At 66.8% G+C, this 23836-nt stretch carries 19 protein-coding genes; 8 read left to right on the forward strand and 11 right to left on the reverse strand.

Features of this window, described 5'->3' with window-relative positions; all coding sequences use genetic code 11:
- Nucleotides 1-164 precede the first annotated feature (164 nt).
- Together ABE463_RS16765 and ABE463_RS16770 are read left to right on the forward strand one after the other, a co-directional pair.
- Nucleotides 165-3038: a TonB-dependent receptor gene (locus tag ABE463_RS16765; RefSeq protein ID WP_346468930.1), complete on the forward strand. Its 2874-nt coding sequence runs from the start codon at nucleotides 165-167 to the stop codon at nucleotides 3036-3038.
- A 184-nt stretch (nucleotides 3039-3222) separates the two neighbouring features.
- Nucleotides 3223-3849 carry a LysE family translocator gene (locus ABE463_RS16770; RefSeq protein ID WP_346468931.1) on the forward strand — a complete coding sequence of 209 codons (627 nt, stop codon included), beginning with the start codon at nucleotides 3223-3225 and terminating at the stop codon, nucleotides 3847-3849.
- 178 nt (nucleotides 3850-4027) lie between these two features.
- Here ABE463_RS16770 and fhuE read toward each other — a convergent pair whose 3' ends face one another.
- The gene (gene fhuE / locus ABE463_RS16775) at nucleotides 4028-6226 is read right to left on the reverse strand and encodes a ferric-rhodotorulic acid/ferric-coprogen receptor FhuE (protein ID WP_346468932.1); all 2199 of its coding nucleotides are present in this window, start codon (nucleotides 6224-6226) and stop codon (nucleotides 4028-4030) included.
- A gap of 374 nt (nucleotides 6227-6600) precedes the next feature.
- Between fhuE and ABE463_RS16780 the strand changes: the two genes are divergently transcribed.
- From ABE463_RS16780 to ABE463_RS16795, 4 genes are all read left to right on the forward strand, one after another.
- Nucleotides 6601-7080: a VOC family protein gene (locus tag ABE463_RS16780; RefSeq protein ID WP_259259126.1), complete on the forward strand. Its 480-nt coding sequence runs from the start codon at nucleotides 6601-6603 to the stop codon at nucleotides 7078-7080.
- Between the two features lie 106 nt (nucleotides 7081-7186).
- Nucleotides 7187-8038, forward strand: coding sequence for an AraC family transcriptional regulator (locus ABE463_RS16785; protein WP_346468933.1), 852 nt, complete (start codon nucleotides 7187-7189; stop codon nucleotides 8036-8038).
- The gene (locus ABE463_RS16790; RefSeq protein ID WP_346468934.1) at nucleotides 8029-9117 is read left to right on the forward strand and encodes an alpha/beta fold hydrolase; all 1089 of its coding nucleotides are present in this window, start codon (nucleotides 8029-8031) and stop codon (nucleotides 9115-9117) included. The genes ABE463_RS16785 and ABE463_RS16790 overlap by 10 nt, the downstream gene beginning before the upstream one ends.
- A gap of 115 nt (nucleotides 9118-9232) precedes the next feature.
- On the forward strand, nucleotides 9233-10111 hold the full coding sequence (locus ABE463_RS16795) for an EamA family transporter (protein WP_346468935.1): 879 nt from the start codon (nucleotides 9233-9235) through the stop codon (nucleotides 10109-10111).
- A 5-nt stretch (nucleotides 10112-10116) separates the two neighbouring features.
- Here ABE463_RS16795 and betA read toward each other — a convergent pair whose 3' ends face one another.
- The 7 genes from betA to ABE463_RS16830 form a co-directional block, all read right to left on the reverse strand.
- On the reverse strand, nucleotides 10117-11787 hold the full coding sequence (gene betA / locus ABE463_RS16800; protein WP_346468936.1) for a choline dehydrogenase: 1671 nt from the start codon (nucleotides 11785-11787) through the stop codon (nucleotides 10117-10119).
- Nucleotides 11788-11813: 26 nt separating this feature from the next.
- Nucleotides 11814-13286 carry a betaine-aldehyde dehydrogenase gene (gene betB / locus ABE463_RS16805; RefSeq protein ID WP_346468937.1) on the reverse strand — a complete coding sequence of 491 codons (1473 nt, stop codon included), beginning with the start codon at nucleotides 13284-13286 and terminating at the stop codon, nucleotides 11814-11816.
- Between the two features lie 34 nt (nucleotides 13287-13320).
- Nucleotides 13321-15300 carry a choline BCCT transporter BetT gene (gene betT / locus ABE463_RS16810; RefSeq protein ID WP_259259132.1) on the reverse strand — a complete coding sequence of 660 codons (1980 nt, stop codon included), beginning with the start codon at nucleotides 15298-15300 and terminating at the stop codon, nucleotides 13321-13323.
- A 119-nt stretch (nucleotides 15301-15419) separates the two neighbouring features.
- Entirely contained in the window at nucleotides 15420-16157 is a 738-nt protein-coding gene (locus tag ABE463_RS16815) for an endonuclease/exonuclease/phosphatase family protein (RefSeq protein ID WP_172838073.1), read from the reverse strand.
- Between the two features lie 50 nt (nucleotides 16158-16207).
- On the reverse strand, nucleotides 16208-17035 hold the full coding sequence (locus ABE463_RS16820; RefSeq protein ID WP_346468938.1) for a DsbA family protein: 828 nt from the start codon (nucleotides 17033-17035) through the stop codon (nucleotides 16208-16210).
- A gap of 121 nt (nucleotides 17036-17156) precedes the next feature.
- Nucleotides 17157-17801 (reverse strand): thiol:disulfide interchange protein DsbA/DsbL, encoded by a 645-nt coding sequence (locus tag ABE463_RS16825; protein WP_123730199.1) that lies wholly within the window; start codon nucleotides 17799-17801, stop codon nucleotides 17157-17159.
- Nucleotides 17802-17930: 129 nt separating this feature from the next.
- Nucleotides 17931-18731: a c-type cytochrome gene (locus tag ABE463_RS16830; protein WP_346468939.1), complete on the reverse strand. Its 801-nt coding sequence runs from the start codon at nucleotides 18729-18731 to the stop codon at nucleotides 17931-17933.
- Between the two features lie 155 nt (nucleotides 18732-18886).
- Between ABE463_RS16830 and yihA the strand changes: the two genes are divergently transcribed.
- Nucleotides 18887-19510, forward strand: coding sequence for a ribosome biogenesis GTP-binding protein YihA/YsxC (gene yihA, locus ABE463_RS16835; protein ID WP_346468940.1), 624 nt, complete (start codon nucleotides 18887-18889; stop codon nucleotides 19508-19510).
- Between the two features lie 67 nt (nucleotides 19511-19577).
- Here yihA and ABE463_RS16840 read toward each other — a convergent pair whose 3' ends face one another.
- The 3 genes from ABE463_RS16840 to ABE463_RS16850 form a co-directional block, all read right to left on the reverse strand.
- Nucleotides 19578-20555: an MBL fold metallo-hydrolase gene (locus ABE463_RS16840; protein ID WP_346468941.1), complete on the reverse strand. Its 978-nt coding sequence runs from the start codon at nucleotides 20553-20555 to the stop codon at nucleotides 19578-19580.
- 96 nt (nucleotides 20556-20651) lie between these two features.
- On the reverse strand, nucleotides 20652-21485 hold the full coding sequence (locus tag ABE463_RS16845) for a helix-turn-helix domain-containing protein (protein WP_346468942.1): 834 nt from the start codon (nucleotides 21483-21485) through the stop codon (nucleotides 20652-20654).
- 3 nt (nucleotides 21486-21488) lie between these two features.
- Nucleotides 21489-22187, reverse strand: a complete 699-nt coding sequence (locus tag ABE463_RS16850; RefSeq protein ID WP_313212707.1) for a VIT family protein — start codon at nucleotides 22185-22187, stop codon at nucleotides 21489-21491.
- 163 nt (nucleotides 22188-22350) lie between these two features.
- On the opposite strand from ABE463_RS16850, the gene ABE463_RS16855 reads away from it, so the two are divergent.
- Nucleotides 22351-23715, forward strand: coding sequence for a glutamate--cysteine ligase (locus ABE463_RS16855; protein ID WP_346468943.1), 1365 nt, complete (start codon nucleotides 22351-22353; stop codon nucleotides 23713-23715).
- Nucleotides 23716-23836: the final 121 nt, after the last annotated feature.

Here is a 23836-nt window from a genome sequence, read left to right on the forward strand (position 1 = left end):
ATACTGGACTTGCCTCGTTGGGCGGGGGGGTTCATTTTCATGACTTGGTAAAAGTGCGACCGCTCTCACGGGTTGAAACGAACAAATTGTTTACAAAGGAGACACTGCCGCCATGCAGGGGGGGCGCGGCAGCCCAGCCCGACATTCCTTTGGAGAGAGAGCGAATGAACAACCTGCATCACCGCCCACTGGCGGTCGCCGTCTCGCTGTGCCTGCTGCTGGCTGCACCGGCATTGGCCAGCGCGCAGGACGCGCCACGCAGTACGACCGACCTGGACCGGGTGGAAGTGACCGGCAGCCGCATCAAGCGGGCCGAGGTGGAAGGCCAGGTGCCGATCCAGACCCTGACCCGCACCGAGATCGAACGCACCGGCCTGACCTCGATCGGCGATGTGCTGCAGCAGCTGACCGGCTCCGGTTCGGCGCTCAATGCGAAGTTCAATTCCTCCGGCAACTTCGGCTTTCCGCCGGATGGCAGCGGCGTGGGCGCGGGCTCGGCCCAGGTCGATCTGCGGCACCTGGGCGCCAAGCGCGTGCTGGTCCTGGTCGATGGCATCCGTTGGGTCAACGAATCCTCCGCCTCCGGCGTGGGCGCGGCGACAGACTTGAACACCATTCCGCTGGCCATCGTCGAGCGCATCGAAGTGCTCGAAGACGGCGCTTCGTCGCTGTACGGCTCCGACGCGATCGCCGGTGTGGTCAACATCATCACCCGCCGCGAATTCGACGGCGCGCAGGTGACGACGAACTACGGCGAGTACAGCAAGGGCGATGGCACCCAGAAGGGCGTGGACCTGGCCTGGGGTACCAGCGGCGACCGCTACAGCCTGTTCCTGGGCGCCAGCTGGACCAAGCAGGACCCGGTGTATGCGCGCGATCGCGAGCAGTCGCGCTTTCCGATTCCGGGTACCGGACTGGCCTTCGGCAGTGGTGGCATTCCGCAGGGGCGGTTCAAAATTATCGATCCCAGCTCTGGATTGTTGCAGGACATCGTGCCCAATACGGGGGTGAGCAGTCCACGTTACGACGGCAGCGCCGGCTGCACCCGCAGCGATGACTACCACTGCTTCACCTCGGCCGACCGCTTCAACTTCGCCGAGTACAACATGGTGCTTACGCCATCGGAACGTAAGGGCGTCTTCGGCCAGTTCCGCTTCGATCTCACCGATGACATCCAGTGGTACATCAAGGCGCTGGGCAACCGCCGCGAATCCATCAACCAGGCCGCACCGGAGCCGCTGTTTTTCGGGCCCGACGGCGCCACCGGTAATCCGCTGGCGGACAACATCGTGGTCTCCGGATTGAATCCTTACAATCCGTTCGGGTTCGATTTGGTTGCATCGGACAATATGATCTTGATCGGCCGCCGCCCGGTGGAAGGCGGCCCGCGCGTGTTCGAGCAGGAGGTCAACACGCAGTACTTCGCCACCGGTCTGGTCGGCCAGTTCCAGGCGGCGGACCGCAGCTGGTTCTGGGACCTCAACGGTATGTACAGCAAGAACAAAGCCGAGCAGACCAACTACGGCAGCTACGACATCTACAAGGTCAACATGGCGCTGGGCGATCCGGCGATCTGCGCGGCCACGCCCGGCTGTGTCCCGCTGAACATCTTCGGCGGGGTCGGTTCGATCACCCCGGACATGCTGCGCTGGATCCAGCCGGTGGTGCGTGACCGCAGCCAGAACGAGCTGAGCCTGTTCACCGCCAACCTGAGCAGCGAGCTGTTCACCCTGCCGGCCGGCCCGGTCTCGTTCGCCACCGGCTATGAGTACCGCAAGTACGAGGGCCGCTATGATCCGGATCCGTTGACGGTGATCGGCCACTACAACGGCGTGCCGTCACTGCCCACCTCCGGCTCCTATGACGTCAACGAGGCCTACCTGGAGCTGAGCGTGCCGATCTTCGCCAAGAGCGCGCTCGGCGAAAAACTCGACCTGAGTCTGGCCGGGCGGTACTCGGATTACTCCACCTTCGGCGGCGAGTTCACCCCGAAGTACGGCCTGCGCTGGCAGGTGACCAATGACTTCGTGCTGCGCACCAGCTATGCCGAAGGCTTCCGCGCACCGTCGATCGGCGAGCTGTACGGCTCGGCCGCGCGTGCCGATCTGCAACTGTTCGATCCGTGTTCGGTCGGGCTGGGCGGCACCCCGCCACGTGGCAGCGCGGCCAACTGTGCGGCGCTTGGCGTGCCGGGCGGCTTCCAGCAGGCCAACTCGCAGATCTCGGTCACCACCGGTGGCAACGCGGAGCTGGATCCGGAGCGCTCACGCAGCTTCAACGCCGGCTTCGTGTGGAGCCCCTGGTTCGGCAGCAATGCGTCCTGGTCGGAGCGCTTCGATGTGGAGGTGACGTTCTACCGCCACCACATCGAAGGCGCGATCCAGGCGATCAACGCGCAGACCCAGCTCGACCTGTGCGTGGACACGCTGGACCCGCTGTACTGCGGTGGCATCACGCGCGCCTCGACCGGTGCAGTCAGCAGCTTCAACAACCGCCTGACCAACCTGGGCTCGATCAAGACCGATGGCTGGGACGTGGACCTGTTCTGGACCCTGCCGCAGACGGAGGTCGGCCAGTTCAAGCTCGGTTGGCAGAACACCTTCGTCGGCCGCTATGAGGCACTGGGCGCGGCCGGCCAGCGGCAGCCACAGGAGCCGGGGGTGGAAGTGGCCGACAGCTCGATCCCCGAGTGGACCAGCAATGCCACGCTGAGCTGGAATCTGGCCAACTGGAATGCCTCCTGGACGGTGCGCCACATCTCCAAGCTCACCGAGGAGTGTGGCGACGTGGCGGCGTTCCCGATCTGCGGCAATCAGGCCGAGGGGACGAACGACCTGGCCGCGACCACCTTCCACGACATGCAGGTGGGCTACAAGGTCGACTGGATGAAGGGCCTGCAGCTCAGCGCCGGCCTGAACAACGTGTTCGACAAGGATCCGCCGATCTGCCTGTCGTGCTCGCTCAACGGCTACGACGCCTCCACCTACGACATCCCGCGCGGGCGCTACTGGTACGTGCGCGCGGACCTGCGGTTCTGATCGCGGGCTGATGCGGGCGTGACATACCGGGGCGCCATGAGGGCGCCCCGGTGCGTTTCGGGCGGACAACCCGGTTGCGAGGACCGGCCATCTCGCGAGTCCGGCATGCCGGTGCTGTTTCCGTCAGGCATCATTGCGCTGCTGGCCAGCGGCCGGCACTACCTCTCTCTTGAACGGCATTGCCATGAACCTGCATACCTGGTGGATCTTCGCCGTCACCGTGTTCGTCCTGTGCGGTACGCCCGGCCCGAACATGCTGCACGTGATGACCCGCAGCGTGCGCGTCGGCTTCCGCCGCAGCATCGCCGCCATGGCCGGCTGCCTGACCGCGCTGGTACTGGCGCTGGCGATCTCCGCCGCCGGGCTGGGCGCGGTGCTCAAGGCCTCGCCGATGGTGTTCGACGTGCTGCGCTACGCGGGCGTGGCGTACCTGGTGTACCTGGGGATCAAGGCCTGGCGCGGCGGTGATGCACCGATCGACGTGGGCAGCACCACGGCGCTGGTGCCCAGTTCATGCACCGTGCTGTTCCGCGATGGTTTCATCATCGGCATCAGCAACCCGAAGCTGCTGCTGTTCGCCTCGGCGTTCCTGCCGCAGTTCGTCGATCTCACCCAGCCGCAGCTGCCGCAGTTCGTGATCCTGGTGGGCACCTTCGCGGTGATGGAGATGTTCTGGTACGGGGTGTACGCCGCCGGCGGCCGCGGGCTGGCCGGTTATCTGGCCAAGCCGGGGCTGCGCAAGGTGTTTGATCGCGTGGTGGGTACGATCTTCATCGGGTTCGGGTTGGCGCTGCTGCGTGCCAGGCCGTAGTGCCGGCCGCTGGCCAGCAACCCGGCAAGACCGTCATCGTTCATGACGCTGCCGGCCAGCGGCCGGCACTACCGGGGCCCGGCCAGGCGCCGCCGCGCATCCATTGCGCATCGTGCAAAACGCAGAGAGCCGGGCAATGCCCGGGTCTCCTTGTTGACGCGATTTGATCAATGACCGATCAGAACGACCAGGTAAACGTCAGGCCACCATTGCGACCATCACCGTACGCGCCGTACCCGTTGATCTGCGAGAAGTACGTCTTGTCCAGCAGATTGTTGAGGTTGGCCTGCACGCTGAACTCCGGCGAGATGCGGTAGCGCACGAACGCGCTGACCAGCGCATAGCCGCCCTGTTCGATACGGCCATAGGCCGGCACCGGATAGTAGATGCCGTTCTGCCAGTTGGCACCGCCGCCGACCGTCAGCGCGCTCAACGACTGCGGGGTGTAGCTGGTGAACAGCTTGATGGTGGTCTGCGGCAGGTTGGTGTTGATGTCCGCGTCGTTGATGTCCTTGGCCACGTAGCGCGAGGCACCGAAAGTCGCGTTCCAGCCGGGGGCCAGTTCACCGTTGAGCTCGAACTCGAAACCGCGGCTCACCGTGCCGCGCGCGGCGATGTAGGCGAACTCATTGGGGCTGCCTTGGACGGGCTCGGTGGTGGCCTGGCCAACGTTGTCCTGCTCCATGCGGAACACCGCCAGCGACGCGTTCAGGCGGTTGTCGAACCACGCGCCCTTGACGCCCACTTCGTAGCTCTTGCCGTCCACCGGATCCAGGTAGCTGCCCGCGCGGTTCTTCAGCGTCTGCGGCTGGAAGATCTCGGTGTAGCTGGCGTAGGTGGAGTAGGTGTCGTTGATGTCGAACACCAGGCCTGCGTACGGGGTGGTGACCTTGTGGCTAAAGCGACTGACGACTGTGCCCTCCAAACCGTCCAAGCTCCAGTCGGTATAGCGCGCACCAATGATCAGCTTCAGCGGGTCGGCCAGCGCCAGGCGAGTAGCCGCGTAACCCGCTTTCTGAGTGATCGTGCCACGGCTCTGCAGCTTCATTGCACGCCACTCTGGTTCAGGGAAATTGCCGTTCCAGCCGAGATAGTTGGGCAGCGTCAGGTATGGCGCAATCGGATCACTGTAGAAATCCGGCTGGTAATCGCCTTTGTTGGCGTACTCCCGCTTGTTGTAGCTCAGACCAGCCATGAACTGGTGCTCGCGGCCAAACAGCTGAAACGGGCCGTCGATGAAGCCATCGACCGCGCTGACCTTGCGCTCGGTGTTGTAGAAGCCTGCAGAAGGCGTGATACCAGCACCGGTTGCTTTGTCAAAGTAGGACGCGCCAGTCATCCAGTCGTTGTAGGCGGTGTAGAACAATTTATCATCGGCCTTGGTTTCGTCATGCGTCGCGCCGACTTTGAACTTCCAGCCGCTGGCAAACCCATGTTCAAGAGTGGCGAATGCGCGCTTGCTGGTGGTGTCCCAATACGTCCAGCCTGGATTCGGGTTGAACGACTCGTCGTAACCGGTGGAGCTGCCATCGGAGAACAGCATCGGGAAGCCACCCCAGGTCGCGCCGTTCGCGCGCTTCTGCTGGTAGTCGTAGCCCACGCTCAGCTGGGTATCCGGGGTCAGGTCGGCATCGATTACCGCATAGCCCAGCGTCTTGTGCTGGTCGTAGCGGTCCATCTGCGATTCGGTATCCAGGTAGCTGCCGATCACGCGTGCACGCACCGAGCCGCTGGCGTTCAGCGGAGTGGTCACGTCCACGGTGCTGCGGGTACGGCCCCAGCTGCCGACGTTGACCGACACATTGCCGGTCAGCTCGGCGCTGTCGGCATGCTTGCGGATCAGGTTCACCGAGGCGGACGGGTTGCCGGCGCCGCTCAGCAGGCCGGTGGCGCCACGCACCACTTCCACGCGGTCATACAGGGCCAGGTCCAGGCCGGAATCGCCGTAGCTCCAGTTCTGCACCATCTGGGTCGGCAGGCCGTCGAACTGGTAGCTGTCGATGTAGAAGCCGCGCGCGTAGAACTCGGTGCGCTCGGTATCGGACTGGGTGCTGCTCACGCCGGTGGTGTTGGCCAGCACGTCGATGATGTCATCGAGGTTCTGATCCTCGATGCGCTGGTGGCTGATGATGCTGACCGACTGCGGGATCTCGCGCGGGGCCAGATCGAAGCGGGTGCCGGCCGAGGTCCTGCGGACCGAATAGCCTTCGGCGCGCTCGCCCTTGACCACGATCTTGTCCAGGGTGGTGGCATCAGCGGCAGCGTCCTGCGCGAACGCAGGCGCAATGGCGAGGGTGCACAGGGCCACCATCAAGGCCTGCGGCAGCGGGCGACGGTGCATCGACGGGCGGGACAGCACGTGGGCGGAGCGGGTCATCGGCGTTTCCAGAAAGGCGGCAACGGGCATGGCCGGCGTCCTGGGTGGCCTGCGGCGGAGCGGGGTGGGGGCAGGAAGCGGCTGGCGGGGGCGGTGACCCGACGCGGGCTCGATAACTGTTCACGGGTACGCATCCCTTGCGCGACCCGGATCACACTATGGTAATGGCAATGATTCGCATCATCAACCGCATCCGATCTGAGGGTCGGTGCGGAAAGCAGGCCACGCAGGACTCCTGCGTATTCATCTTTCTGAAGCGTGCCAGCGCTGGCTCGCATTTCTGGCGCTGCCATCCAAGCGATGTCCGCGCAGGCTTAACACCCCCGCGCCTAACGTGACCAAGCGCTATCCAACCTCTGCAGCAGGAGACGCCCATGGTCAGCAGGAACACGATCTGCCTCTGGTTCGACGGTACCGCGCTGGACGCCGCCACCTTCTACGCCGCCACCTTCCCGGACAGCGCGGTGCACGCGGTGCACCACGCGCCGAGCGATTTTCCCTCCGGCAAACAGGGCGACGTACTGACCGTCGATTTCACCGTCGCCGGCATCCCCTGCATCGGACTCAATGGCGGGCCGGCGTTCAAACACAGCGAAGCGTTCTCCTTCCAGATCGCCACCGATGACCAGGCCGAAACGGACCGGCTATGGAGCGCGATCGTCGGCAACGGGGGCGAGGAAAGTGCCTGCGGCTGGTGCCGTGACAAGTGGGGCCTGTCCTGGCAGATCACGCCGCGCGTGCTGACCGACGCGGTGACCAGCAAGGATCCGGCCGTGGCCCGGCGTGCGTTCGAGGCGATGATGACCATGCGCAGGATTGATGTGGCGGCCATCGAGGCGGCGGTAAGGGGCTGAGATCGCGTCCCCGTCGTGTGTTGCAACGGGCAGCAAGAACGATCAAATGCCGCAGCGCGCACTGGGTTACGCTGCGGTCCCGTTCAACAGCGATGGATCTGGCGGTATGGGTGCGGCACGCAGGGCCTTGTGGTACATCGAAAGCCACTTCGCTGAAAACCCGTCGCTGGCCGATATCGCCGGCGTGGTGGGGCTGTCGCCGTTCCATCTCTCGCGCTTGTTCCAGCTCAGCACCGGCACCTCGGTGGTGCGCTATCTGCGTGGCCGCCGGCTGACCGACGCCGCACATCAGTTGGCCGCCGGGGCTGCTGGCATTCTCGAGGTGGCCATCGCTGCCGGCTACGCGTCACATGCGGCCTTTACCCGCGCATTCTCCGAGCAGTTCGGACGCTCGCCCGAGCAGGTGCGCGAGCAAGGGCTGGCCGGCGTGGCGCTGGTCGAGGCATTGAAACTGATCGACCCCTCGACACCCTGCACGATCGAACCCCATCGCGCGCACCGCGGTGCCCTGCGCGTGGCCGGTATCGGTGCACGCCATACTTCCGCGACCGTGGCATCGATTCCCTCGCAATGGCAGCGCCTGGACGAAGCGCATGGCCTGGGGGCGGAGATCGCCTACGGCGTGTGCGGCAACAACGATGCCGAAGGCGGCTTTGACTACATCGCCGGCGTGGAAATCAGTGCATCCGCGCCCGTGCCCGCTGGCTGGCAGGCGATCTCGATTGCGCCCCGCGAGTATCTGGTGGCTTGGCATGCCGGGCACATTTCCGCGATCCGCTCCACCTGGTTCTGGCTGTTGAATGACTATCTGCCGGCGTCCGGCCTGACCCTGGCCGACGCACCGGACCTGGAGCGCTACGACGCGCGCTTCGATGACCGCAGCGGCCACGGCGGGGTGGAGATCTGGCTGCCGCTGGCCGACACGTTGCACCTCAAGGAGAGTGACCCATGCGAATGACCGCCCGTTGTTGTGCCGCGCTGCTGGCGCTCTGCCTGCCCCTGTTTGCCGCTGGGGCCGTGCCACCCGTTGGCGAACGGCACGGCGTTGCACATACGCCCAGTGCGGCCGTGCGCGATGCCGACCACCGCGACAGCGTTCGCTACACCGTGTGGTATCCGGCCCAGCCCGATGCGCAGGAAACCGCGCTGACGATCGGCCCGCCGGGGGCGCCCTTGTTCGAGGTCGGTACGGCGGCCGCCGATGCCGCCATTGCCAAAGGCCGCTGGCCGGTCCTGCTGCTCTCGCACGGCAACGGTGGCAGTGCCCGGATGATGGGCTGGTTCGGTACCGCGATGGCGCGGGCCGGGTACGTGGTGATCGCGGTGGACCATCCCGGCAACAACGGGGTGGATCCGATGACCGAGGCCGGCAGCATCCTGATGTGGAACCGCGTGGATGACCTGGCGGCCGCGCTGGCTGCCGTGCAGGCCGAGCCCGCGCTGGCAGCGCAGATCGATGCCACCCGGTTGGGTATCGCGGGCTATTCGGCCGGCGGGTTCACTGCCTTGGTCGCCGCGGGCGCACGCCCGGACCTGCAGCGGCTGCTGGCGTTCTGCCGCGCGCATCCCGCCGATGGGGTATGCGCCCCGCAGGCGGAGAACCCGGCGCTGACGCTTGCCCGCCGGATGGCGGCTGCAGACACACCGGAACTGGCCCCGTGGGTGGCCAAGGCCGGTGACGATCGCGCCATTGCCGGGGTACGTGCGGTCGTGCTGATCGCACCGGTCATGGTGCAGGCGTTCGCGCCGGAGGAACTGGAGAAAGTAACGCAGCCGGTATCGATCATCGTCGGTGCAGCCGACACCGTAGCCTCACCGGCCACCAACAGCGACGTGGCTGCCTCGGCGCTTCCGAAGGCGACGCTGGCCACGTTGCCAGCCGTCGGGCACTACGACTTCCTGTCCAGCTGCACCGCGCTCGGCCAGACACGCGTCGGTGCACTCTGCCAGGTGGCGGCGGACAAGCAGGCCACACACGGGGCCGCGATCACGGAAGCGACGGCATTGTTCGATGCTGCGCTGTCGGCCACGCGCTGACGCAGGTTTCTCCGCCCGGGGAACGTTCAGCGCTTTCCGAGCGCGGCCCATCGAGGCCGCCGTCAGGACCCGCAGCAAGGCGGCGTCGGCAGGCGATCCGCAATATTCTGTGCGCATGTCGACCTCCCGCCTCTCTACGTTCTTTCCCGCCTTGGCCGTCCTGGGCTCGGTCACTTCGCTGGCCGTCGGCACCTCGTATGCCAAACAGCTGTTCCCGCTGATCGGTGCGCAGGGCACGAGCGCGCTGCGCGTGGGTTTCTCGGCGCTGGTGCTGCTGATGGTGTTCCGGCCGTGGCGCTGGACCACCTCGCGCGCCGACGCCGGGACGATCATCCGCTACGGCATCACGCTCGGCGTGATGAACCTGCTGTTCTACATGGCGCTGCGCACGATCCCGTTCGGCATCGCGGTGGCGATCGAATTCTGCGGGCCGTTGGCGGTGGCGATGTGGTCTTCGCGGCGGCCGGTCGATTTCGTCTGGGTCGGCTGCGCGCTGGTCGGGCTGTTGCTGCTGCTGCCGCTGGGCCATGGTGAACCACTGGATCCGGCAGGGGTGATGTTCGCGCTGGGCGCGGCGGTGTGCTGGGCGATGTACATCATCTTCGGCAAGCGCGCCGGGCATCTGCCGGCCGGGCACACGGTCTCGCTGGGGCTGTGTGCGGCGGCGCTGGTGGTGGTGCCGGTCGGCGTGGCGCACGCGGGCATGGCACTGCTGGATCCGAAGATCCTGCTGTTTGGGCTGGGCGTGGCGATCGTCTCCAGCGCGATCCCGATGTCGCTGGAGATGATGGCGCTCAAGCGGCTGCCGAAGGAGACCTTCGGCATCCTGATCAGCATGGAGCCGGCCGTCGCCGCGCTGCTGGCGATGGGGCTGCTCGCCGAGCACCTGACCCCGCTGCAGTGGGCGGCGATCGGCTGCACCGTGGTGGCCTCGGTGGGCAGTACGTTGACCGCCAAGCGGGTGGTGGTGCCGTTGCCGGGTGCGCCGGCGTAACGCCCTCAGCGCCGTGCAGGCGCGTCCCCGGCCACGTAATACGCCGCCGTGCTGCGCGGCAGCGGTGCACGCCCCCGGATCCGGTCGGCGATTTTCTCGGCGATCATGATCGTGGTGGCGTTGAGGTTGCCGGTGATGATGCGCGGCATGATCGAGGCATCCACCACGCGCAGGCTCTCCATCCCGTGCACACGGCCCTGGCCGTCGACCACGCTCATCGCATCGGTGCCCATCGCGCACGAGCAGGACGGGTGGTAGGCGGTTTCGGCATGCGCGCGCACGAACGCGTCGAGTTCCGCATCGGTCCGGCACTCGGCGCTCGGGCTGATCTCGCGGCCACGGAATTCGTCCAGCGCGGGTTGGGCGATGATCTCCCGCGTGATCCGCAGCGCATCCCTGAATTCCTGCCAGTCCTGATCGGTGGACTGGTAGTTGAACAGGATCGAGGGGTGCTCACGCGGGTCCAGCGACTTGGCATGCACGTGGCCGCGGCTGGGCGTGCGCATCGAGCCCACATGCGCCTGGAAGCCGTGTTCCTTGACCGCATTGGTGCCGTTGTAATTGATCGCCACCGGCAGGAAGTGGTACTGGATGTTGGGCCAGTCGAACTCCTCGCGGGTGCGGATGAAGCCACCGGCTTCGAACTGGTTGCTGGCGCCGATGCCGGTGCCGGCGAACAGCCATTCCGCACCGATGGCCGGCTGGTTCCACCACTGCAGGGCCGGGTACAGCGAGACCGGTTTCTTGCAGGCGTACTGCATGTACACCTCCAGGTGATCCTGCAGGTTCTCGCCGACGCCGGGCAGGTCGTGCACCAGCGGTACGCCAAGCGCGGCCAGCAGCGCGGGTGCGCCCACGCCGGAGCGCTGCAGGATCTGCGGCGAGGCGATCGCACCGGCACACAGCAGCACCTCGCGGCGCGCATGGGCGTCGATCGGCTCGGCGCTGCTGCCGGCCAGGTAGCGCACGCCCACCGCGCGCTTGCCGGCGAACAGGATGCGGTCGGTAGTGGCGTGCACCACGATCTCCAGTCCCTCGCGGTCCTTGGCCATGTCCAGGTAACCGCGCGCGGTACTGGAGCGGCGCCCGCGCGGGGTCACCGTGCGGTCCATCGGGCCGAAGCCTTCCTGCTGGTAGCCGTTGAGGTCATCGGTACGTGGGTAGCCGGCCTGCACACCGGCCTCGACCATCGCGTGGAACAGCACATTGTTGCCGTTCTTCGGCGTGGCCACACTGACCGGGCCGTCGCCACCGTGGTAATCGTTGGCCCCGATGTCGCGTGTCTCCGCCTTGCGGAAGTACGGCAGCACGTCGTGGTAGCTCCAGTCCTCCAGGCCGTCGAAGCTGGCCCACTGATCGAAGTCCATCGCGTTGCCGCGGATGTAGCACATGCCGTTGATCAGCGAGGAGCCGCCCAAGCCCTTGCCGCGGCCGCATTCCATGCGTCGGTTGTTCATGTAGGGCTCCGGCTCGGTTTCATACGCCCAGTTATAGCGGCGGCCCTGCAGCGGATAGGCCAGTGCAGCCGGCATCTGGGTGCGGAAATCCATCCGGTAATCCGGGCCGCCGGCTTCCAGCAGCAGCACGCTGACGCCGGCGTCTTCGGTGAGGCGCGCGGCCAGTGTGTTGCCGGCCGAACCGGCGCCGATGATGATGTAGTCGTACTCGCGCTTCATCGCGGTGTCTCCTGGGTAAGGCCGGTTCAGAACACCGACGCGTAGCGGTCCAGCTCGATCTGGATGGATTTGGTGCGGGTGTAGGCGCGCAGCGTGGCCAGCCCGTTTTCGCGGCCGACGCCGGATTGCTTGTAGCCGCCCACCGGCATCTGCGCCGGCGATTCGCCCCAGCTGTTGACCCAGCAGATGCCGGCCTCGAGCTGGTGGATCACCCGATGCGCGCGCGCCAGGTCCGGCGTCACCACACCGGCGGCGAGACCGTAATCGGTGTCGTTGGCGCGGCGCACGGCGTCGTCTTCGTCGTCATAGGCGAGCAGGCTCATCACCGGCCCGAAGATCTCTTCGCGCACGATGCGCATGTCATCGCGGCAATCGCTGAAGATGGTCGGTGCCACATAGCAGCCTTTGCCCAACGCGCCGTCGGTCAACCGTTCGCCGCCGCAGACCAGCCGTGCACCCTCGGCCTTGCCGCTGCCGATGTGCTCCAGCACGCGCTGCATGTGGGCGGCGCTGACCAGCGGGCCGAAGTTGGTGTCCTTGGCCAGTGGGTCGCCGATGCGGATGCGCTGGACCCGTTCCAGCAGCTTGGCTTCGAACGCGGCCAGCGCGCTGCGCGGAACGAACACGCGGGTACCGTTGGTGCACACCTGGCCGGAGCTGTAGAAGTTGGCCATCATCGCCACGTCGGCGGCCAGGTCCAGATCGGCGTCCGCGCAGATGATCAGTGGCGACTTGCCGCCCAGCTCCATGGTGACGTCCTTGAGCGTGGAGCTGGAGGCACTGGCCATCACCTTGCGGCCGGTCGCGGTGCCGCCGGTGAAGGAGATCTTCTCGATCAGCGGGTGCTCGGTCAGGGCCGAACCGACGCCGGCACCATCGCCGGGCAACACGTTGAACACGCCATCGGGCAGACCGGCCTCGGTGAAGATCTCCGCCAGCTTCAGCGCGGTCAACGGCGTCACTTCGCTGGGCTTGAAGATCATTGCGTTGCCGGCGGCCAGCGCCGGGGCGGCCTTCCACAGCGCGATCTGGATCGGGTAGTTCCAGGCGCCGATCGCGCCGACCACGCCCAGCGGTTCCTGGCGGGTGTAGAAGAAGCTGCTCTCGCGCAGCGGCACCTGGCTGCCTTCGAGACCGTGCATGACGCCGGCGTAGTACTCCAGCACGTCCGCGCCGGTGACCACGTCCACACTGAGCGTTTCGCTCAGGGCCTTGCCGGTGTTGCGCGATTCCAACTCGGCCAGCGGATCGTTGCGCTCGCGCAGCAGTGCCACCGCCCGCAGCAGGATGCGCGAGCGTTCCACGGTGGTCAGCGCGGCCCACACTTTCTGGCCGGCCTGGGCGCTCTCCACGGCAGCGTCGAGATCGTCGCTGTTGGCGCTGTGGACGTTGGCGAGCAGCTCGCCGTTGGCCGGGTTGATGACCTCGAAGGTCTTTCCGCCCTGGGAAGGAACGTAACGGCCGCCGATGTACAGCAGCTGGTCGGGGAGGGTAGGCATGTCGATGACTCCTTTGCAGCGGGAGATCAGTGCGTCAACGCGTGAGATGCAGGAACTGCAGGTGACGCTCGTACTGATCGATAATGTCGTTGATGATCTGCTGCCGGCTGTAGCCGAACAGCTCGTAGTCCTGCCCACCTTCATAGAGGTGCACTTCGGCACGGTAGTAACGCTGGTTGCGGAAGCGCTGCGCGGCGAAGGAGGGGGTGAGATAGCCGCGCATGATCACCTGGTAGGTGAACACCTGCTGCTCGCCGTGATCCACGGTGAGTTCCATCTCGCCCGGCTCGAACTTCGTCTGCACGTCCAGGCCCTGTTCGAGCAGCTGCGCCGCGACGGCTTCGATCGCCGGCTTCACATCGGTATCCATGAACCGGTACACCTCGTCGCGTACCGGGAAATGCACCGCCTGGGTGATGCGCTGGCGCCAGCCGCGCTGATGCCGCGATTGCCCGATCAACGGGATCGGCGAGTACTGCGAGGCCTTCTTGCGCTGCGATTCTTCGCCCAGCGCACGGGTCAGGCCCCACAGCATCAGCAGCAGGACCACCGAGAACGGTAGCGAGGCCAATACCACGGCGGATTTGAGCGCATCCATGCTGCCCGCCAGCAGCAACCCGGCGGTGACCAGGCCGGTCATCACGCCCCAGAACACGCGCAGCCAGCGCGGGCCGTCGTCTTCCGGATTGCCGCCCTGCGAGGACAGCGTGGACAGCACCACCGTGCCGGAATCGGCCGAGGTGACGAAGAAGATGAAGCTGACGATCACCGTGACCGCGATGACGGTGCGGCTCCACGGATAGCTTTCCAGCAGTGCGTACAGCACGGTCGGTGGATTCTCCACCGCCATCTGCGCCAGGTGCACCTGGTCGTGGTGCAGGATCTGATCCAGCGCGCTGTTGCCGAAGATCGACAGCCACGCCAGGGTGAAACCGAGGGGAATCAGCAGCACGCCGAGCACGAACTCGCGGATGGTGCGGCCGCGCGAGATGCGCGCGATGAACAAACCTACGAACGGCGCCCAGCCGATCCACCAGGCCCAGTAGAACACCGTCCAGTTGCCCAGCCAGTCCGGGCGCCCGCCGTAGGCGTACACATCAAAACTCTTGCCGACCACGTTGCCCAGGTAGTCGCCCATGTTCTGCATGAAGGCATTGAGCAGGTACTGGGTGGGGCCGGCGAACAGCATGAACAGCAGCAGCGAGATCGCCAGCAGCATGTTGATGTTGGACATCCAGCGCACGCCTTTCTCCACGCCGGATACGGCCACGGTGATCGCCGCGCCCATCATCAGGACGATCAGCCCGACCTGCACCCAGGCCGCATGCGGCACCGGGAACAACGTGTTCAGGCCGGCGTTGAGATGCAGCACGCCAAAGCCCATGTCCGCGCCGAGGCCGAACACGGTGGCCACGATGCCCAGGGCATCCACGGTGTAGCCGATCGGCCCGTTGATGCGCTTGCCGATCAGCGGATACAGCGCCGAGCGCAGCGCCAGGGGCAGGTTGTGGCGGTAGGCGAAGTAGGCCAGCGCCATCGCGGCCAGCGCGAACACGCCCCAGCCATGCAGGCCCCAGTGCAGGAACAGCAGCTGCATCGCCTGGCGCGCGCTGGCCTCGCCACTGCCGGTGCCGCCCTGCGGTGGCAGCAGGTAATGGGTCAGCGGCTCGGAGACGCAGAAGAAGAACAGGGTGATGCTGATGCCGGCGGCGAACAGCATGCCGGCCCAGGAGAGATAGCTGAACTCCGGTTCGTCATGGTCCGCGCCCAGCTTGACGTTGCCATAGCCGGACAGCGCCACGCCGACCACGAACACCAGATACACGGTCATCGCCAGCAGGTAATACCAGCCGACATTGCGCGAGGCCCAGGTCTGGGCATCGAGCAGCATCACGCCGGCATCGATCGGAAACGCGGTGACCAGAATGGCGAATGCCGCCACGATGGTGGCGGCAAGCAGGAATACGGGTCGAAGCGTGCGCACCTCGGGCAGAGGCGGCTCCACGGTACTCATGGGGTGGGGGGTGCTCTGGTGCCGGTCCGGCGGACGGCGGATTTATCGCACAGGCGCTGTGGACAGCCTGTTTACACCGCCATGAGCCCCGCCGCGCAAGGGCGGCGGGTATACCAGCGTCAGCGCAGCGCGCTGCTCGGCACGTCGATCGACATCGCCAGCGCGAGGTGATCGGAGAACGCGGCCGGCACGGCTTCGGCACTGCGTTGCTGCAGGCCGTCGCTGAGCAGGATGTGGTCGATCGCCCGGTCCGGGCGCCAGCTGGGGAAGGTCGGCACCACGCAGCCCGGCGGCTGCAGCGTCGTCTTCTGGTACAGCACCTGCATTTCCGGGCGTTCGGCCAGGCAGTTGAAATCGCCCATCAGCACGGCATTGGGGTGGTCGGAGAGCAGATCGGCAATAAAGGCCAATTGCGACATGCGCGAATTGGTCCCCAACGACAGATGCGCCACCGCCACCGCCAAGCCCTGGCTGCCTTCACCGAACTTGGCCAGCAGCACGCCGCGCCCGCCGATCCGGCCGGGCAGGGCGTGGTCCTGGACCTCGACCGGCTCGAGCTTGCTGAGCAGGCCGTTGGCGCTGGAGGCCACCCCGCCCATCCGGCGGTTGGGCTGGTGGCTCCAGTAATTGAAGCCGGCGCGCTCGGCCAGATAGTGGGTCTGGTTGGTGAAACCCGAGCGCAGGCTGCCGGGGTCGGCCTCCTGCAGGCCGACGATGTCGTGTTCACGGGCCATCTGCGCGATGGCATCCAGGCTGGTTCGCTTGCGCCCGGCCGGCAGTGCGTGCGACCAGCTGCGGGTCACGTAGTCACTGTAGCGGCGGGTGCTCGAACCGGCCTGGATATTGGCCGTCAGCAGGCGCAGGGTCCGCGTGTGGGGGGAGGTCACGACGGTTCGCTATCGCAGGATCAGTTGGCCTTGCCGGCGCGTTCGCGTGCGATCAGCTGATCGGCGATGCGCAGCATGTCCGGGAAGCTCTTGCCCTTGACCAAGTACTTGCCGTTGACGATCACCGACGGGGTGCCCGAGATCTTGCTGCGCTGGGCGAACTGCTTGGCCGAGTTGGTCTTGGCGTTGATCGCGAAGCTGCCCATGGTGGCGGCGAACTGCTTCGGGTCGGCACCGTGCTTGGCGAAGAAGTTGGCGATGTCCTCGACCGAATCGCGGCCGCGCTCACCCTTCAGGCTCTGCTCGGCGTGGATGGCGGCGTACAGCGCTTCGTGGGTCTTTTCCTGCAGGCCCATGCTCTGTGCCGCGTAGAACGCACGGCCGTAGTCATCCCAGGTGCCGCCGAACATGGCCGGCACATAGACGAAGTTCACATCGCTCGGCAGGCCCGCCTTCCACGGCCCGATCAGCGGCTGGAACGCGGCGCAGGCCGGGCAGACGTAACCGAAGATCTCAGCGACTTCGATCTTGCCCGCTGCCGGCTGGAACGGCTGGCCGTTCTCGATCACCACATAGTCGGTGCCGGCAACCGGCTCCGGGCCGGTCGGGCGCGAAGAGGCCGGGGCCGGCGCCGGGGTGGTGGCTTCGGCGGCAGCGGTCTCGGCAGCGGCGGTTTCACCGCTGGCGGCCGGGGCCTGCTCGGTCGGGGTGGCCGTTTCGGTGGCCGGGGCGCTGGCCGGGGTGGCCGGTTCGGCCGGGGCGGTGGTGTTGGCGGTACCGTCCTGGGCCTTGCAGGCGGCCAGGATCGGCAGCAGGGCCATGAGCGTAATGGCGAAACGGGTCTTCATCGAGGGATCTCCAGCGGACGAGCATGGTGGGGCCGATGCTGAAGCACCGGCCAGGGAAGCATGATGACACGCGGAAACGAGCGTCCCGCGTGCACGGTGCGTGATGGTTCAGCGAGCGCTGTTAGAGCGCCTTGCCGCTGCGCGCACGGGCGATCAGGGCATCTGCATTGCGCAGCATCGACTCGAACGAGTCGCCCTTGACCAGGTACACGCCATTGACGATCAGCGTCGGCGTGCCGGGCACCTTGGTACGCAAAGCGAAGGCACGGGCGGCCTTGACCTTGGCATCCACGGCGTCGCTCTTGAGCGCGGTGATGTACTGCGCCGGGGCCACGCCGAAACCCTGGTAAAACGCGGCCAGTTCATCCGGCGAGACGTTCTGCATCGGCAGCGAGCCCTTCTCATGCAGGGCATCGAACATCGCGCGGTGGCTGCGCTTGGCAACGCCCAGCTGATCGGCAGCGTAGTAGGCGCGGGCAAACGAATCCCATACGCCGCCGAAAGCGGCCGGCACAGGGGTGAAGCGGACATCCTTGGGCAGCTTGGCGGCCCAGGCTTCCAGCTGCGGCTCGAAGTGCGCGCAGTGCGGGCAGGTGTAGCCGAACATCTCCACGACTTCGATCTTGCCGGCCAGCGGCGCGAATGGACCTGCATCGGCGATGCGGTCGTAATCCTTGCCCTCCACCAGCGGTGTCGGGGTGGCGGCGAGGGTGGTCAACGGGCTCAGGGCCAGCAGCAACAACATCAGGCGGGGCATCAACGTCATCTACATCCATCTCCATACAGAAAAAACGACGCCGGCCCAGTCGCCGGCGTGCCAGTGAACATACCCCGCCGGCCGGGGTGGCCGCATCCGTCATCCGACCAAGGGGATGCGCTGCGGCGTGGGCGGTCGCTACGGTGCCTGCGTGCCTCCGGCGAGCGGGGTGGCCGCAGCGGCGACGTCGTCGGCCCGGTTGTGCAGGCCCTGCAGGTAGCTGGCCAGGGCCTGGATTTCCTGCTCGGTCAACGACTTGGCGATCGAGGCCATGATCTGGAAGTGAGCCTTGTCCGTTTCCTGGGTGGTCCCGGCCTGGTACTCCTGCAGGCGGCGCGCGACATACGCCGCGTGCTGGCCACTGATATGCGGATAAGCCGGGCCGGGATTGCCCGCGCCGGTGGGGCCGTGGCATGCCATGCAGGCCGGAATCCCGCGCTCGGCATCGCCACCGCGATACAGCTGCTGGCCGATCTCATAGAACTTCTTGCCCGCGTACGGGCCCTCGATCACCGCGCCATCGTCGGCGATGCCGGCCGTGGCCTTCTGCGTGGCGAAGTAGGCACCGATGTCGCGCATGTCCTGCGGGGTGAGGTCCTGCACGAACGGCACCATCGCCGCCGAAGCCCCGGAGGTGCGCTGCCCATTGGCGATCAGGGCCATCTGCTGGGCGCTGTAGCGCTCGCTCTGGCCGGCGATGCTCGGGTACATCTCCACCGTGGAATTGCCATCGGCCGAGTGACAGGCCGCGCAGGCGGCCGCCTTGGTCTGCCCGGCCTTGGGATCGCCCCAGGTGGTTTTGCTGAAATCGACCTCCAGCGAGGCGGTCTTGATCGGCCCGTTGTCCGGCAGGGGCGTGATCGAGGTCTGGGCAACGGCAACGGCGGCGAGCAGCGAGACAGCAAGTGCGGAAACGGCAAGAACGCGAGCATGGCGCATGCGGAAGCTCCGTGTGGACCGGCCTGGCGGTTGCGGGACCGCAACCACGGGGATCGCCCGATTATCAACGCCGTTTCACGCCACGGTCAACGCAGGGTGCAGCAAAACCGAGCGCGGGCAGCGCGGATCGGGCCCGGACATGCGATCCTATGCCCATGTCATTGCTCCTCGAACGCGCCCAATACCTGCTTTCGGCCCACAACACCCGGCAATTGCCGGAAGACGTGGGCGCGGAAGTCGCCTTTGCCGGTCGCTCAAATGCTGGCAAGTCCAGTGCCCTCAACGCCCTGACCCGCCAGAACAGCCTGGCCCGGGTCTCCAAGACCCCCGGCCGCACCCAGCAGCTGGTGTTCTTCGAGGTCACCCCGGAGGCCAAGCTGGTCGATCTGCCCGGCTACGGCTACGCCAAGGTCCCGCTGGATCTGCAGGCGCACTGGCAGGCATTCATCGACCAGTACTTCCGTACCCGCGAGGCCCTGCGTGGCCTGGTGGTGGTGATGGACATCCGTCATCCGCTGAAGGACTACGACCGCCAGATGCTCGCCTATGCCGTGCAGCGCGGCCTGCCGGCGCACGCGCTGCTGACCAAGGCCGACAAGCTCGGCCGTGGCCAGCAGGGCATTGCCCTGCAGAAGGTGCGCAAGGAACTGCAGTCCTCCTTCGGCGATACCGTCAGCGTGCAGACCTTCTCCGGTCCCGCCCGCCAGGGCGTGGATGAAGCCCGCGGCATCATCGGCGGCTGGCTGGGCCTGAACAAGCCGGCGCCGGAAGCGAGCTGACCCCAGACGTCGCGGCGGTCCAACGGACCGCGCGACGCGGGTAGTGCCGGCCGCTGGCCGGCCCCTGTCATCTAACCGGCAACGGCGCGAATTCGCCCGGCACCCAGGCGAACGCCTCTCCTTCGCGACGTACGTGCCCCAGCCCCGGGAACGGCAGGTGTGCGCCGGCTACCCACCAGCCCTGATCCGCCGCCTGCGCCATCATCCGGCGCCGGCTGGCGATCGCGGCCACGCGGTCGCTGTCCGCTTCAAACGACGCCTGAGGCTGCGCGAACTGCACCGCGTGGTAATGCACGAGGTCGCCCCACACCAGCAACTGCTGGCCGGCGCCGCCATCGATCTGGTACGACACATGGCCGACCGTATGACCATGGCTGTCCAACGCGGTGATGCCCGCCGGCAACGTGTCGCCCGGTGCAAAACGCTTCAATTTTCCGCTCGCCGCGTACGGCGCCACCGCTTTGCGCGCCGGCCCGAAGGCGAACCTGACGCCCTGCGGCGCGGTTGCCTCGCTGGCCGGATCCAGCCAGAACGCGGCATCGGCCGCCGACAGCCACACCGTGGCATTCGGGTAGGCCATCGTGTCCTGCGCATCGAGCAGGCCACACAGATGATCCGGGTGCGCGTGGGTCAGCACGACATCATCCACCTCGGCCGGGTCGTAGCCGGCCTTGCGCAGGTTGCCCAGCACCTGGCCCAGGCCGGGGCCGAAGCACTGCGCGGTGCCGGTGTCGACCAGGGTCAGGTGATCGCCCTGCTGCACCAGGTAGGCATTGACCGCGGTCTGCAGGCCCTTGCCATCCTCGGGTACATAGCGGTGATCAAGCAGGCGGGTGACCGTGCCGGGGGCGATCCCGACCAGCTGCTGCCGACCCAACGCGACAGTGCCATCGAACAACGCGGTGACCTGCAGCGTGCCGATGGTCTGGTGATACACGCCGGGGACCTGCTCGCGCGGGGTGTGCGAGGTGGTGGCCAGTGCGGGGCTGGCGACAACGGCCAGCAACACGGCGGTGGCGAGCGTGCGAACGCGGGGGAAGGGCATGACAGATTCCGGACAGGGCGGCAGCGCCGCGGTGCCTCCATGCTGCGCGTCCTGTTCGCTGCGTTCCGCTCAGAATGCCGCGCGATCCGCTCGCGCTCAGCTGTTGCCGATCGCCGCCGGTTCCAGCCCGTAACGTTCGGCGAAGCGCTTGTTGAAGCTGCCCAGCGAGCGGTAGCCCACGCGCGCGGCCACGGTCTTCAACGGCAGCCGGGTGGTGTAGAGCAGGCCCATCGCATGCGCGAGCCGCGCATCGGTGATCAGTTCGCGCACGCTGGAGTGTTCGCTGGCCAAGCGCCGGCGCAGCGTGGCACCGCTGAGGCCCAGCTGCGCTTCGAAATCGCGTGACTGCCAATCGCGCTCGGGCTGGGCGGCAATCAGGTCGCGGATGCGTTCCCCGACGCTCGGCTCGGGTGGAATCAGCAGGCTGCCGTGCCCGCGCCGGCAGAACGCCACGGCGAGCGAGGCCAAGGCCAGGCGTGCCTCGGTGTAGTGCCCGTGTTCCAGCGCCTGCCGCCACTGCAGCAGGGTCGCGCCATGCTCGGCCAGCGGCAGCCTGGCCAGGGCATCACCGGCCTCGGGCAGTGGCTCGTTCCACAGTGCCCGCGCGGCAGTGAGCGCCTCGGCGCACATCGGCACGATGGCACTCAGATAGAGACCACTGTGCGGATCGGGGATGTTGACCACATCGATGCGGCAGCGCCGGGTGATCAGGAACAGATCGCCCGGTGCGAATTCCAGCGACTGCTGCGCGGTGCGCACCTGCTTGCGACCCTGCAGCAGGATCGCGAACTGTGGCTGCGGGATCTCCACCGACGAGGCGCCATGCTCGCGGCGCGCAGTGATGCAGGCGTAGCCATCCGCGCGCTGGCAGTCGGCCAGGCTGGCCAGGGTCGCCAGCAGCGAAGTGGTCGTATCGATGGGTGCGGACATGACTCAGCCTGCCACGTTGAACAGCTGGCCGACCAGTGCGGCGGCGGCCATCGCGATCGCGCCCCAGAAGGTGACCCGCAACGCACCGCGCAGCCGTGGGGCGCCGCCGGCGTGCGCAGCCAGCGTGCCGGTCAGGCACAGCCCCAGCAGCGTCACCACGGTGGTGGCCTGGCCGACGAGCGCATGCGGTGCAAGCAGGGCGGTCAGCACCGGCAACGCGGCGCCACTGACAAAGGCACCGGCCGAGGCCAGGGCCGCCTGCATCGGGCGCGCCCGCAGCTCCTCGGTGATGCCCAGCTCATCGCGGGCGTGCGCCCCCAGTGCGTCGTGCGCGGTGAGCTGGGTGGCCACTTCATGTGCCAGTTCGGGGCTCAGCCCGCGATGCCGGTAGATTGCCGCCAGCTCTTCCAGCTCGCTATGCGGGTCTTCGTGCAGCTCACGCTTTTCCACTGCCAGGTCAGCCCGCTCGGTATCGGCCTGCGACTGCACCGAGACATACTCACCCGCGGCCATCGACATCGCGCCGGCCACGGTCCCGGCGATGCCGGTGGCCAGGATCGTCGAGGCCGAGGCGCCGCTGGCAGCGATGCCGACCACCAGGCCAGCCACCGAGACGATGCCGTCATTGGCGCCGAGCACGGCGGCCCGCAGCCAACCGACACGGTCGGAGCGATGGACTTCCGGATGTCGGGATCGGCTCATGGGGTCAGTTTAGGGCCAGGGCAGCGTCAAGCCCATGCCAGTAGGATGCTGAAAACCGTCACGGTGACACGACGGCAGGGGACGCCACGATATAGTGCGCCCTTGCGATGCGGGGGCGTGAACCCCACATCCCCGCCCTGACCAGAATTCTGCGAGCCTCCCCTTGTCGAGCCCCAGCCACGTCGCCGAGACGCCGATCACCGACCGTAATGAACTGGTCGCCACGTTGGCCTCCGGCGAAAAGCCCCAGGCGCAGTGGCGCATCGGCACCGAGCACGAGAAGTTCGGCTTCCGCCTGGATGACCTGCGCCCGCCCACCTTCGACGGTGACCGCGGCATCGAAGCGCTGCTCAACGGCCTGACCCGCTTCGGCTGGGATCCGGTGCAGGAAGAGGGCCGCACGATAGCGCTGCTGCGCGACAACGCCTCGGTGACGCTGGAGCCGGCCGGCCAGCTGGAACTGTCCGGCGCGGCGGTGGAGACCATCCACCAGACCTGCGTGGAAACCGGCACCCATCTCAATGAAGTGGCGCAGGTCGCCGGCGAACTGCAGCTGGGCTTCCTCGGCATGGGCTTCCAGCCGAAGTGGGCCCGCGATGAAATGCCGTGGATGCCCAAGGGCCGCTACAAGATCATGCGCGAGTACATGCCCAAGGTCGGCACGCTCGGCCTGGACATGATGACCCGCACCTGCACGGTGCAGGTCAACCTGGATTACGCCACCGAAGCGGACATGGTGAAGAAGTTCCGCGTGTCGCTGGCGCTGCAGCCGATCGCCACCGCGCTGTTCGCCGATTCGCCGTTCACCGAGGGCGCGCCGAACGGCTACCAGAGCTACCGCTCGCACATCTGGACCGACACCGACAACGATCGCACCGGCATGCTCGACTTCGTGTTCGAAGACGGCTTCGGTTATGAGCGTTACGTCGATTACCTGCTCGACGTGCCGATGTACTTCTCCTACCGCGATGGCAAGTACCACGATGCCAGCGGCCAGAGCTTCCGCGATTTCATGGTCGGCAAGCTGCCGGTGCTGCCGGGCCAGCTGCCCACGCTGCGCGACTGGTCCGATCACATGACCACCGCCTTCCCGGAAGTGCGGCTGAAGAAGTACCTGGAAATGCGCGGCGCGGATGCCGGCCCGTGGAGCCGCCTGTGCGCACTGCCCGCGTTCTGGGTGGGCCTGCTGTATGACGATGCCGCACTCGATGCGGCGTGGGACCTGGTGCGTGATTTCAGCCTGGTCGAGCGCAACGTCCTGCGCGATGGCGTGCCGCGCTATGGGCTGAAGCTGCCGTTCCGCAACGGCACCGTGCTGGACCTGTCGCGTGAGGCCCTGAAGATCGCCGTGGCCGGCCTCAAGCGCCGCGCCGCGCGCAATGCCGATGGTCAGGACGAAAGCAAGTTCCTGGAAGTGCTGCAGGAGATCGTCGATTCCGGGTTGACTCCGGCCGACCGCAAGCTGGCGCTCTTCCACGGCGAGTGGGGCGGCAACATCGATCCGGTATTCAAGGAATTCGCGTACTGAGCGGGCGAAAGCGGTAGTCGGTGTGTCGGGCGCTGGGCGCCCATGCCCTTTCCGGCAAATGTCCCCCGGCGTCGGCCTGCGGCCGCCCCCTCCTCCTTTATTTTGCCTCCAAGGGCATGGG

Origin of the sequence: Stenotrophomonas sp. TWI819 (genome assembly GCF_039673075.1) — a bacterium.
GTDB classification, from domain to species: domain Bacteria; phylum Pseudomonadota; class Gammaproteobacteria; order Xanthomonadales; family Xanthomonadaceae; genus Stenotrophomonas; species Stenotrophomonas rhizophila_B.